The 12,354-nt window shown below is 37.2% G+C and carries 10 protein-coding genes, 1 pseudogene and 1 other annotated feature; of the genes and pseudogenes, 9 read left to right on the forward strand and 2 right to left on the reverse strand.

Annotated features, from left to right (window positions below; all coding sequences use genetic code 11):
* Positions 1–157: 157 nt before the first annotated feature.
* From V192_RS0103095 to V192_RS0103120, 6 genes are all read left to right on the forward strand, one after another.
* Complete coding sequence (locus tag V192_RS0103095) at positions 158–2,176, forward strand: cell division site-positioning protein MapZ family protein (RefSeq protein ID WP_025868904.1); 2,019 nt, start codon at positions 158–160, stop codon at positions 2,174–2,176.
* A gap of 237 nt (positions 2,177–2,413) precedes the next feature.
* A complete protein-coding gene (locus tag V192_RS0103100) occupies positions 2,414–3,118 on the forward strand; it encodes an AzlC family ABC transporter permease (protein ID WP_025868905.1) in 705 nt (234 codons plus the stop codon).
* On the forward strand, positions 3,111–3,437 hold the full coding sequence (locus V192_RS0103105) for an AzlD domain-containing protein (RefSeq protein WP_025868906.1): 327 nt from the start codon (positions 3,111–3,113) through the stop codon (positions 3,435–3,437). Before V192_RS0103100 ends, V192_RS0103105 begins: the two co-directional genes overlap by 8 nt.
* Positions 3,438–3,456: 19 nt before the next feature.
* Positions 3,457–4,326 carry a CvfB family protein gene (locus V192_RS0103110; protein WP_025868907.1) on the forward strand — a complete coding sequence of 290 codons (870 nt, stop codon included), beginning with the start codon at positions 3,457–3,459 and terminating at the stop codon, positions 4,324–4,326.
* 123 nt (positions 4,327–4,449) lie between these two features.
* Entirely contained in the window at positions 4,450–4,926 is a 477-nt protein-coding gene (fur, locus tag V192_RS0103115) for a ferric iron uptake transcriptional regulator (protein ID WP_025868908.1), read from the forward strand.
* A gap of 188 nt (positions 4,927–5,114) precedes the next feature.
* Positions 5,115–5,356, forward strand: a binding site (T-box leader).
* A gap of 65 nt (positions 5,357–5,421) precedes the next feature.
* A complete protein-coding gene (locus V192_RS0103120; RefSeq protein WP_025868909.1) occupies positions 5,422–6,450 on the forward strand; it encodes a 3-deoxy-7-phosphoheptulonate synthase in 1,029 nt (342 codons plus the stop codon).
* A gap of 82 nt (positions 6,451–6,532) precedes the next feature.
* Here the strand turns inward: V192_RS0103120 and gap are convergent, their stop codons facing one another.
* Entirely contained in the window at positions 6,533–7,543 is a 1,011-nt protein-coding gene (gap, locus tag V192_RS0103125) for a type I glyceraldehyde-3-phosphate dehydrogenase (RefSeq protein ID WP_025868910.1), read from the reverse strand.
* A 200-nt stretch (positions 7,544–7,743) separates the two neighbouring features.
* On the opposite strand from gap, the gene V192_RS0103130 reads away from it, so the two are divergent.
* Positions 7,744–8,730, forward strand: coding sequence for a DUF4003 family protein (locus V192_RS0103130; protein WP_025868911.1), 987 nt, complete (start codon positions 7,744–7,746; stop codon positions 8,728–8,730).
* 207 nt (positions 8,731–8,937) lie between these two features.
* Positions 8,938–10,250, forward strand: a pseudogene (gene obgE / locus V192_RS19145) (GTPase ObgE).
* Positions 10,251–10,375: 125 nt separating this feature from the next.
* On the opposite strand, the gene V192_RS0103140 reads toward obgE, so the two are convergent.
* Positions 10,376–10,816: an Lrp/AsnC family transcriptional regulator gene (locus V192_RS0103140; protein WP_025868912.1), complete on the reverse strand. Its 441-nt coding sequence runs from the start codon at positions 10,814–10,816 to the stop codon at positions 10,376–10,378.
* 333 nt (positions 10,817–11,149) lie between these two features.
* On the opposite strand from V192_RS0103140, the gene V192_RS0103145 reads away from it, so the two are divergent.
* Entirely contained in the window at positions 11,150–12,337 is a 1,188-nt protein-coding gene (locus V192_RS0103145) for an MFS transporter (RefSeq protein WP_025868913.1), read from the forward strand.
* Positions 12,338–12,354: the final 17 nt, after the last annotated feature.

A 12,354-nucleotide genomic window follows, 5' to 3' on the forward strand; every position in this document is an offset into this window, starting at 1 on the left:
AAGTTTTTCTTGAAAAATTTGAACAGCTCTTTTCGATTTCTTTCGGAAGGGGCTGTTTTTAACAATCGTAACAAAAAAGTTATAGACTACATATTGGAAGAAACACGATTTTATGGTAGATTAGATTTACGAATGAGTAGAATGTGAGGCGGAATGAATGACGAAACAATGTCCGAATTGCGGAACTGAAATAGATAATGATGAAGATGTATGTCCAAAATGCGGCTATTCTTTTAAAGAAGATCTTAAAGAAGAGGAAACAGCCCACAAAGAACTGAGTGAAAAGAAGGAGACTAGCGAAAAAGAAGAGTCGACTTCCAACTTTTTAAATAAAGATCAAAACGAAAATATCGAATGGTCTGAATTAAAGGATATGAGCATAGGTCATGTAATGACAATGTTTAATGAACAACAACCAGAAGAAAAAATAACTGATAAATCAGAGAAAGAACAAAAAAAACAAGCAGATACAAAAGTCGACCCAGAAGCTAACGAAGCTGAACAGCTTAAAACAGAGGCCGTTCCACCAACTGAGAAGACTGATGAGCTAGTGAATACTGCTGCGCTGGATCAATATATTAATGAACATAAAAATGATAAACTAAACTCAGAAAATTCCACTAAAGTTGAACAAGAAACAACGAAACTAGGGCAATCGACGGAAGAAAAACAACAAAATACTGAGCAAGTTTTAACTACTGGTGATCATTCAGAATTAGAAGATAAAGAACATGATGAAGCGAAGCCGAATGAATCAGAACATAATTCATTAACCCCTGCGGATAACGACCTAAATCAAGAGGAAAAAAAGGAATCGACAGAAGATATTACAAAATTTACTAAACCAGAAGAAATAGTCGAAGAAGCCAAAACAATTGGTCCTAAGGCACTGCCAAAAAGCACAGCTTCAGAAATCTCATCTAAAAGTAAAAAACCGGATGAAATCGAGATGGATGCTGCACCTATTTTCTTTAAAGATGGTGAAGAAGAGACTGGCTCGACAGATCCATTTGAAAAAACGGTTAAGGGAGATCCATCGCCAAAAGTGTCAAAAAGCGAAACTTCTTCTAGCAAACCAGCAGGGAAAAATTATAAAAAAATGTCACTCATTTTAGCTGCGGTCGTTGTACTTGCTGGTGGTTCTTGGTATGCTTACAGCCAAACACAAAATAAAACTGCCACTGGCGGTCAAGTAACGCAACAGCAGGAAAAGCTAGCAGAACAAACAGAAAAAGAGTTAAATAGTTATTTTACGGATGATAAACAACTATTTCTTAAGCCAGAAATGGTGAGCGTCAGTCCTCAAAAGATCAAAGAAACTCTTGACACACTTAAAGAGGATTCAAAATATAAAAATTTAGAAGCTGTTTATAAAAAAGTAGTGGATAAACAAACCGCGATCACAAGCGTCAATGAATTGTTTGCTCAACCAATTATTGACGGCAATAAACTAAATGATGCTGCGATTAAAGCGGATAAAAAAATTGATCTTGCCAAACGCGAAGAAAAAGATGCGTTTGACAAATTGCTAAATCAAGCAACTGATCAAGCAACTAGTCAATATGATCAACTGCAAAAAGCAAAAGCTGCAGTGGCTGTTTTTTATAAAGAGAATGAATTAACAGAAGCGTTAAACAGAGAGAATTATGCAGCAGCAAAAACAGAAGTAGATCAGGTTAAAAGTGATTCTTTGCGTAAACCACTAACTGATGTATTGACCAAAGCTGATAAAGCGTTAACCGATGCAGAAGCAGTTGCAGCTTCACAACAAACTAACTCTGCTCAAACGCCGGTTCAACCAAATGAAACTCAAACGGCTGTCGATCAAAATAACAACGCACAGACGACCAATGGTATACAGCCGGATTCCAATACGTTTTCTGCACCAAACGCAGAGGGTGTTTATACTGCACCAGTATATTCTGTTGATGAAAATGATGTTAGTGATATGAGTAATCCTGCATGGAGTTGGGCTCCAGGGGTTCAAGAGAAAGTCATTGCGACCTGTATTGAACGCGGATATATTACAGCTGGCGGGTATTCGTTGCAACCAGCGAGAATCATTAACGGGGAAGGCTATTACAATCTGTATGGATCAGACAATCAGTATTTAGTCACGATCAATGCAAAAACTGGTTGGTTTAAAGGAAACGCGTCAAGAAATGCCGGTAGATGATTTTATTTGATTGAAAATAAAAAATGAAGGTATCGATACAGTGGAGCAGAATGTTTCACTTCAAGAGATGAGGAGAAATCGCTTTTGCCCCTGTTATTGATTTAAATTATAGGAGAGTGGGATGTGACTTATGCAAAGTTGTGTCCCACTCTTGATCCGCTTAAATGTAGTAATGTCAGTGGAATCATTCAAGCAAAACGATCAATGACGATTGATTTAGCACAAGGAGAATCAGGTATGGAAAAAAGAGAATATTTAACCTTTAGAGAAGGTGTTAGCGCATGTATTCCGACGATTTTAGGCTATTTAGGCATTGGGATCGCTGCCGGGGTAGTTGGTAAAAATGTTGGTTTATCTATAGTAGAGATTGCTTTAATGTCGATTTTAGTATACGCTGGCGGAGCACAATTTATTATTTGTGGGATGTTAGCCATTCATTCCCCAATATCGGCTATTATTTTTACTACATTTTTAGTTAACTTACGGCACTTTTTAATGAGCATGTCGGTTGCTTCTTATTTTAAAAAAGAGCCATTGATCACGAGTATCGGTATAGGAACTCTTTTGACAGATGAATCTTATGGTGTGCTCATGACGGTTTTGAATAATGAAAATCGAGTCAGTTCAGCGTGGACTCACGGATTGAATATCACAGCCTACTTAACTTGGATTCTATCAACCATTGTTGGTGGGTTACTGGGGACATGGATTCCAGATCCTTACTTACTTGGATTAGACTTTGCCTTAGTTGCAATGTTTGCGGGACTATTTATTTTACAAATAGATGTTCCAATTAGAAAACAAACAAAAAAAACATTGATTGTTTTAGGTGTAGTCTGCTTGTCACTTTACTTTTTTATGGGCTTTTTTTCACCAGAGCTTTCGGTTTTATTCGCAACTCTTTTAGGTTGTGCAGTTGGGATGGTGAATCATCATGAGTAGCAATTATGTATTGTTGACGATTTTAGGTTGTTCATTGGTCACTTGGATTCCAAGGATTGTTCCTTTTGTGATTTCAAAGCGAGTTGACTTTCCAGAATGGTTCCTCCGTTTTTTATCTTATATTCCAATTTGTATCTTGACCGCGCTCTTGTTTCAGAGTATTTTAGAAGTTCAGGCAACAGGCTTTCCTAAAGTAAAAACGTTAGAAGCGTTAAGTTGTATTCCTACTTTACTTGTTGCTATTCGAACAAAAGATTTAATGAAAACTGTTGTGGTAGGAATTGTTACAATTGCATTACTACGTATTTTTTTAGGCTAAGTGCCAGAAGGAGAAAATTATGAACGAATTATTAGCGCAAATTTTTACAGCATTGGTAATTGATGAAAATGAAAGTTACTACTTTTTACAAAAAAATGGGATCACGTTACGCTTGTCAAAAGAAGAAGGGCATCATGAAATCGGCGAAGCGGTAGAGGGTTTTGGTTATATGAATCAAAAACAAGAACCGGAAATGACTACAACGATTCCAATTGCTCGAGTGGGGCAATTTGCTTTTGGAACAGTGACTGGCACAAGACGTGATTTAGGCGCCTTTGTGGACATTGGTCTAAAGGATAAGGATATTGTCGTCTCTTTAGATGAACTGCCTGTAATGCGTGAATTATGGCCGAAAAAAGGCGATCAACTGATGGTCTCTTTAAAGGTTGATAACAAAGAACGTATTTGGGGCGAATTAGCAGACGAGAAAATATTTAAAGCGATGGCTAAACCTGGAACAGAAACCTTAAAAAATGAAAATATCAGTGGAATTGTCTATCGTTTGAAGATGATTGGTTCATTTGTCCTAACAGATGATTTTTATATTGCATTTATTCACCCTTCAGAGCGTTACCAAGAGCCTCGTTTAGGTGAACGTGTGAATGGGCGTGTGATCGGTGTACGTCCAGACGGTATTATCAATATTTCATTAAAACCACGTGCTCATGAAGCAATCGGGGATGATGCATCTATGATATTAACTTTTTTGGAGCGGGCAGTGGATCATAAAATTCCATTTACTGATAAATCAAATCCGGAGGAAATCAAACAGACTTTCGGGATCAGCAAAGCTCAATTTAAGCGTGCGATAGGGAATTTATTGAAGCAGGGAAAGATTGCTCAAAAAGATGGATTTACGCTATTAAAAGAAGAACAACAGGAACAATAATTGTTTTCTGATTCTAATTGAGAATCACTTGCAAATATTTCTGAGTTAATTTATACTTATTATAATTTGATACAGTTAAATATTGTTCTAGATTAAAATAATTATAAATAAGGGGCTGCTTTCATGGATTCTACTGCTGCTTTAAAAAAAACTAAACAACAATTGCATGAATCTGGTTTCAAACTGACGCCTCAACGAGAAGCAACAGTCTTGGTACTATTGGAAAATGAGAAGGATCATTTATCGGCAGAAGAAATTTATTTCTTAGTTAAACAAAAAAGTCCGGAGATTGGTCTTGCAACAGTTTATCGTACATTAGAAATTTTAACTGACTTAAAAGTCGTAGACAAGGTAAGCTTCAATGACGGGTTAGCTCGTTATGATTTACGAAAAGAAGGTGCAAAGCACTTTCATCATCATCTTTTATGTTTAGAATGTGGCAACATTGAAGAAGTGGAAGAGGATTTATTAGGCGAAGTAGAGCAAGTAATCGAACAACGCTATCATTTTGTGGTAAAAGACCACCGCTTGACGTTTCATGGCATTTGTCAAGAATGTCAACAAAAAAAGAAAACTCAATCAAACCAAGAAGCGAACTAAGAGCTTTCACATTATGAGTAAAAGTTGTCCTTAGATTTAAAATCTTTGGAGTGCCTACTTGATTCTCGGAGGTTAAACGTATTTGCTATACTCTCTTGTTGCTGCGTAGAGTAAATACAATTTTTCATTTCCTTATGAAAAAAGATTGACAATTCTCAAAGAATCTCATACAATGACTTCAATAAACAATAAAAGTCTTGATAAGAACTAGTAAGATACTACAGGTGTACAGAAAGCAGCCGGTTGTTGAGAGGCGCACAAACCTAATGTATCTGAATTCCTCTTTGAACTTCACACCGAATCGAGTAGCTGTGACGGTTAAGCGCACCCGTTATTGTGCCAGGGTATAATTTTGTACCTGACAAGTCAATGAGTGTAAGCTGATTGTAAACAAAGGTGGTAACACGGATCATTCGGTCTCGTCCTTTTCAGAAATGAAGAGGACGAGGCTTTTTTTATTGTTTGATTAAAAGAAAAATGAAGGGAAGTTATCGTATGAGTTTTAAATCATTAAGCCAACCAATCAATTTTGAACAAGTCAAATCCTTATCTAAATTAACACCCGCACAAGAGCAAATAAAGGCAATTCGGGATCAAGAGTTAAAAGAAATCATCGAGGGAAAAAGCGACAAAATTCTTTTAGTGATCGGTCCTTGTTCTGCTCATAATGAAGAAGCTGTGATGGAGTATGTCATTCGTCTAGCTAAACTACAAGAAAAAGTCCAAGATAAAATTTTTATGGTGCCTCGCGTTTATACCAATAAACCTAGAACCAATGGCGACGGCTATAAAGGTTTGTTGCATCAGCAAAATCCAGAAGGCGAAAGCAATTTAATCAAAGGAATTGCAGCGGTTCGTAGTTTGCACAATCGTGTTATCAGTGAAACTGGTTTGACGACAGCTGATGAGATGCTCTATCCAGAAAACCTTGAATTTGTTCAAGATTTAGTCAGCTATATTGCAGTTGGCGCGCGTTCTGTTGAAGATCAACAGCATCGTTTTGTTGCTAGTGGAATCGACCAGCCAACAGGCATGAAAAATCCAACTAGCGGCAATCTTAAAGTATTATTCAATTCACTATACGCAGCACAACAAAAGCAAGAATTTATTTTTAATGGACTTGAAGTAGAATCTAGCTCTAATCCGTTAGCGCATGTTGTTTTAAGAGGTGGTTTGAATGAATATGGTGAGAATATCCCTAATTATCACTACGAAGATTTGCTAAAAGTGGTTGATCTTTATAAAGCAGGCAATTACCAAAATCCGTTTATTGTTATTGATACGAATCATGACAATTCAGGAAAACAATATAAAGAACAAATCAGAATCGTCAAAGAAACGTTGTTTAATCGCTCGTGGAATAAGGATATGAAGCAATGGGTACGTGGGTTTATGATCGAAAGTTTCCTTGAAAGTGGTCGTCAAGAAGCTGATGGAAAAATTTTTGGACAGTCTATTACGGATCCATGTTTAGGCTGGGATGAGACAGAGGAATTAGTGAACTATATTGCAGAACATGCTTGATTGATCAATTAAAATAAACCTCTTAGAACTGATAAAATCAATTCTAAGAGGTTTATCTATTTAATTTATAAAAAATAATTTTTTATAAATTAGCAAATTTTTCTAATAAACGAATCATTTGGCAAGTAAACCCATATTCGTTATCATACCAAGCGACGGTTTTAACTAATTGGAAGTCACCAGAAGTTGTCACTTCCGTTTGAGTTGGGTCAAAAATAGAGCCTTCTGTTGTTCCAATGACATCACCAGAGACGATTTCGCGATCATCATAGCCAAATGATGGGTTATCGATTGTATGTTTCTTAATCGCTTCATTTACTTGATCAGCTGTTACTTTTGTTTTTAAAATAGAGACTAATTCAGTTAAAGAACCATCCACGACAGGAACACGTTGTGCATGACCTTGCAGTTTTCCATTTAATTCTGGAATAACTAAACCAATAGCTTTAGCAGCTCCTGTTGAATGAGGGATCGTATTATCAGCGGCAGAACGTGCTGCTCGCAAATTGCCACCTTTTACTGGACCATCTAATAACATTTGAGTAGAGGTATAGGCATGAACAGTAGTCATTGTACCCACTTCAATTCCAAATTCATTATTTAAGAAGTAAGCCATAGGCGCTAAACAATTAGTTGTACAAGATCCAGCAGAAATGATTGTATCTTCCGGAGTCAAGGTATCATCATTCACATTATAAACGATTGTTTTCATATCACCAGCTGGCGCTGAAATCACAACACGTTTTGCTCCTGCATCTATATGAGCTTGTGCTTTTGCTTCAGAAGTGTAAAAACCAGTACATTCTAAAACAATATCCACACCGTTTTCTTCGACCCATTTTAATTTGCTGGCATCAGCTTCCGCATAAACCTTTGTTTTTTCACCATCAACTACGATTGAGTCTTCTGTGGCTGTGACTTTTCCTGGATATGTTCCATGAGTTGAGTCAAATTGGAGTAATTGTGCTAACATAGTGGGGCTTGTCAAATCATTGATTGCTACAACTTCGATATCATCAGAAACTTCTTTGATGCGACGGAATGCAAGACGACCAATACGTCCAAAACCATTGATTCCTACTTTTACTGTCATACTAAATTTCCTCCTTAAAATTAACTGCGAAACGAGCTCATCTACCTTTAATAACATAGGGTGCTAGACATCATTGAAATGAGTAGCATCATAGAATCCCTTATTTAAAAAGAAGATAATATACGCTATACTTGTAGCATGAACGCATTTCAGATTTTTGTCAAAAATCTTGTCTTTTAAGTACCAAAGGAGGGGGAAAAATGAATAGAAAGCAAGTTGTTGAGTTACTTCAAATGAATTATCAGGAAATCAAAGCTGGGAAAGGAAAATGGTTTGATAAGCAGTCAGCGTACACGATCGCCCAATCGTTCGCAGCTAAATCGCGTCATTTCTCAGATAACGAATATCGTCGTTTAGAACAAGTGCTTCAAGCTGAATTAGCTGTGTTTAATGTTTTGGGACAGCCGCTTAGAGGTATTCTACTAGGAATGTTATCAGCAAATGGAAAGACCAAGGAGTTGGATATTCATACGTTGATTACAGACTATCAACGGTTGCGTGATGTTGGATTTCAGTCATCCTCTTACTCGTATTTTTCAGCTTATTTGCTTCAGTTCACTGAAATAGCTGAAAAAGAATTGATTGTTCGTAGAGGAAAAAGTATTTTTGAAGAAATAAAGAGCCACCATTATTTTCTTACTGGTGCTGAAGATGGAATGATCGCAATCACTTTAGCTCAGCAAGAAAAATTAGAGTCATTAACAACAAGTCAAATCGGCATGTTAGTGGAAGAGTACTATCAGGCATTAAACGATCATGGTTTTCATAAATCGAATGAGCTTCAATTTGCGGCTGCAACAGCAGCCATGCTGACTGGTTCTTTTTCTAATGAGTTGATTGAACAACTTGATCAAACAATAGAAACGGTGAACGCATTTGGGATTCGTTTGAAACCAGAATTTTATAATAATATTGTCACGCTTACTTTTTTGAGGACTTTAAAGAAAATTAATTTCCAAGCATTAGGGGAGTATGTAGAACTACTTGAAGAAAAAACACATTTGCGTTTCTACAAGAATTTTCGATACTCACTTGCATTAGGGTTATTGATCCATGAAGAGATGGCCCATTTATCTAATGATAACTTGAACATATCTGCTTTAACTGTCACGATGATGTTAGCACAAGAAGCAAATGTAGCAGTAGCTGTTATTGCGGCATCAGCAGCCTCTAATTCTAGTTCATAAAAACGAGTTTGGCTAGACAAATTCTTGTTTAACCTTTACAATAAGAAAGGCTTTCAAACAGAATATGTTATAAAAAAGCGAAGTAAAAATGAATAACTAGATTTGTAAAAAAGCAAACCCAAAGAATTAGTAAGGTAAAGATTGTCTTTTTCATCTATGATGATGAAGCACTTTATCCCAATTTCTTTAAGATAGGAGGACAAAAATATGTCCATGTTTTTAGATCAGGTAACAATTGATGTCAAAGCCGGTAAAGGCGGAGACGGAATGGTTGCCTTTCGTAGAGAGAAATATGTACCAGACGGCGGACCTGCCGGAGGTGACGGTGGTCAAGGTGGAGATGTGATTCTTGTTGTAGAAGAAGGATTACGTACTTTGATGGATTTCCGTTTTAACCGTCATTTTAAAGCACAACCTGGTGAAAATGGAATGAGTAAAGGGATGCATGGCCGCGGTTCAGAAAATACATTTGTTAAAGTTCCGCCTGGCACCACAGTACGTGATGCGGACACGGGTGTCTTGATCGGAGATTTAATCGAGAATGGTCAAACCTTGACAGTAGCCAAAGGCGGAAGAGGTGGTCGCGGAAATATTCGTTTTGCTTCTGCAAAAATCCTGCTCCTGAAATCGCTGAAAATGGTGAACCAGGGCAAGAAAGAAAAATCGAGCTGGAATTGAAAGTTTTAGCTGATGTTGGTCTAGTCGGCTTCCCATCTGTGGGAAAATCGACATTGCTTTCTGTAATTTCCTCAGCACGACCTAAAATCGGTGCGTATCATTTTACCACTTTAGTCCCTAATCTGGGCATGGTTTCAACGAGTGATGGACGAAGCTTTGCAGCAGCTGACTTACCTGGTTTAATTGAAGGTGCATCTCAAGGCGTTGGACTTGGAACTCAGTTTTTACGTCATATCGAACGTACCAGAGTTATTCTACATGTGATCGACATGAGTGGGATGGAAGGACGCGACCCTTATGAGGATTATCTGGCAATCAACAAGGAATTAGCCTCACATAACATGCGTTTAATGGAACGTCCGCAAATCATCGTAGCGAATAAAATGGATATGCCGGAAGCAGAAGAGAATCTGAAAAAATTCAAAGAACAGATTGAAAAAGAACGGACAGATGAATATGCTGATTCGCTACCTATTTTTCCGATTTCAGGTGTTTCGCGCAAAGGAATCGAGCCTTTGCTTAACGCAACAGCAGATTTAATCGATGTAACGCCGGAATTCCCATTATATGAAGAAGAGATAGTAGAAGATACGGTTCACTATGGCTTCCAGCCAGAAGGACCAGAATTTACGATCGATCGTGATTCAGATGCGACATGGATTTTATCAGGAGAATCATTAGAAAGATTGTTCGAAATGACAAACTTTGAACATGATGAAAGTGTTATGAGATTTGCACGTCAACTACGTGGTATGGGCGTGGATGAAGCCTTGCGTGCTCGTGGAGCAAAAGATGGAGATATTGTTCGAATTGCAGAATATGAATTTGAATTTGTAGATTAAGAGAAGAGTGAATAAAGAAGAGAGCTGATGACTTATTAGCTCTTTTTTTTATTGACGATAGTGATTGAATTCACAAGATGAAGTCTACCGATTGCTAAAGCAATAGATAGTGTTTTTCACTTAAACTAATGATCAGTATTAAGGTAGAACTGATTTTCTACAGCAGTTTCTAAAACGATTGAGCTTTTGACATTCGCAAACGTCATCCACTTGGCTAGTAAGTTCTTCATTTCTGTCGTATTAGCTACTGTTGCTTTGACTAAGTAATTGACATCACCACTAACAATATGCACTTCGTTTATGCAAGGGGTACTTTTTAATAAGGCTAAAGTTTTTTCAACAGAAAGAGTGACTTGACTTAGTTCAGTGAAAAAGGTGATCGTTTGTTCAACCTGCTCCATAGAAACTTGAATCGTAAAGTTTTTGATGATGCCTTGTTCCACTAACTTATTGATTCTTTCTTTCACGCTAGGTCGACTCAAATTGATTTTTTGAGATAGTTCAACGATTGAGATACGTGAGTTTTCGTGTAGAATGTTTAATAGTTTGCGGTCAGTTTTATCCAATGGTCTACCTCCTTGTTAATTATACTAACAGTAACATTTTGTCTATTAATTATAGTGGATAACTAGTCTCATTTCCAGATAAAATTAGTTTTACCAGCTTTCAATTTAGTGTATCTTTAAATATCATCCGTTATAAAAGGGGGGATTCCAGATTGTAAAAATAATTGACACACTTTTTCTAAATCGGAAAGAAAACGGTTACATTTCGTTCATATATTTATATACAAAAAGCTTGAAAGTTCGATATGATGAAGCTATCTTAAGATGATTCGTATGTTACTAGTAATTGTATTGTTTCTTCAATAAAAGACAAACCAAAAAGGAGCATTCTTTATGGTAAGAAACAGATGGCTAAAATTTTTGTTGTTGTATGTAGGCGGCGTGGTCGTTTCGTTAAGTCAATTAAAATTGGTGCCGATCCAAAATGAATTGGGTCAGGATTTGGGCGTAAGTCTTTCCCTTGTGTCGTGGTTAATGTCGATTTTTACAGTTTCTGGCATTTTTTTAGCAATTCCGGGAGGTGCATTGGTTACAAGGTTTGGTCCTAAAAAATTATTAGTTGGCTTGATGGGTTGCTTGGCAATCGGAAATATCTGGGGAGCTTTTTCTAACAATTTTTGGTCTTTATTAATTTCGAGAGCGATCGAGGGCATTTCTTTTTCAATGATTATCATGGTAGGAATCGTCTTGATCAACTTTTGGTTTAAAGATGGTAGTAGCGGGATTGCCACGGGGCTTTGGGGGACCTTTTCGGCTTTAGGTTCGATGTTGGCAATGAATTTGTTTAAACCTTTAGCTGTGGCTTATGGTTTGCATTCGCTCTGGCTGATTATCGCAGGTTTATCTGTGTTGTTGTTGTGTTTGTATCTTTTTTTACTGGATGAGCCGACTAGCCGCACGATTGCTGAGCAAAAAAATGACAAGGGATTAATGACAAAAGCAATAACAAATAAGTCGATTTGGCTGTTGGCCTTTGCTCAAGGTTGTATGGCATTTATACTATTTGCTTTTATCAATCTGTACCCGCAGATGTATACCCAGCAGTATGGTTTATCAGAGTCATTGGCTAATAGTTACACGGGTTATTTCGGATTATTCGGTATTCCCTTTGGTGCTTTGGCAGGTTACTTGATCGATAAAACTAAAAAAGGGCAAATTATCATTTTCTGTTCCTTTATGTTGATGCTTGGGGCAACGCTTTGGATGGGCTATTTAGGAAGCAACGTGACTTTTATTGCACAGCTTTTTGCACTCTCAGCTGGTGCCAGTTTGTCTTCTTCTTGTGTGATGATTTTAGCACCAAAAGTTGTGAAACAAGAGCGTTTGATAGGTGCTAGTATTTCATTTATCAATTTATTTTATTATATAGGTATCTTTATAGGAACACCGCTTGTCACAAAAATTAGTGAATCCAGCCAATCTTGGACAGTAGCTATATATGTACTCAGCAGTGTGGGAGTTGTCGCACTGTTGGCAGTAGTGGGATTTGTTAAGCTAAACAAAAAAAATGTGTTGTCCTAATTTATCGTATTCAAAAA

The organism is Enterococcus crotali, assembly GCF_000633635.1.
GTDB classification, from domain to species: domain Bacteria; phylum Bacillota; class Bacilli; order Lactobacillales; family Enterococcaceae; genus Enterococcus_L; species Enterococcus_L crotali.

Excerpts from the sequence above, each read along its gene's own strand:
- V192_RS0103130 (WP_025868911.1), top strand. The coding sequence starts at position 7,744 with ATGAATAGAAAGCAAGTTGTTGAGTTACTTCAAATGAATTATCAGGAA.
- V192_RS0103145 (WP_025868913.1), top strand. The coding sequence starts at position 11,150 with ATGGTAAGAAACAGATGGCTAAAATTTTTGTTGTTGTATGTAGGCGGC.
- V192_RS0103120 (WP_025868909.1), top strand. The coding sequence starts at position 5,422 with ATGAGTTTTAAATCATTAAGCCAACCAATCAATTTTGAACAAGTCAAA.
- V192_RS0103095 (WP_025868904.1), top strand. The coding sequence starts at position 158 with ATGACGAAACAATGTCCGAATTGCGGAACTGAAATAGATAATGATGAA.
- fur (WP_025868908.1), top strand. The coding sequence starts at position 4,450 with ATGGATTCTACTGCTGCTTTAAAAAAAACTAAACAACAATTGCATGAA.
- V192_RS0103105 (WP_025868906.1), top strand. The coding sequence starts at position 3,111 with ATGAGTAGCAATTATGTATTGTTGACGATTTTAGGTTGTTCATTGGTC.
- V192_RS0103100 (WP_025868905.1), top strand. The coding sequence starts at position 2,414 with ATGGAAAAAAGAGAATATTTAACCTTTAGAGAAGGTGTTAGCGCATGT.
- V192_RS0103110 (WP_025868907.1), top strand. The coding sequence starts at position 3,457 with ATGAACGAATTATTAGCGCAAATTTTTACAGCATTGGTAATTGATGAA.
- gap (WP_025868910.1), bottom strand. The coding sequence starts at position 7,543 with ATGACAGTAAAAGTAGGAATCAATGGTTTTGGACGTATTGGTCGTCTT.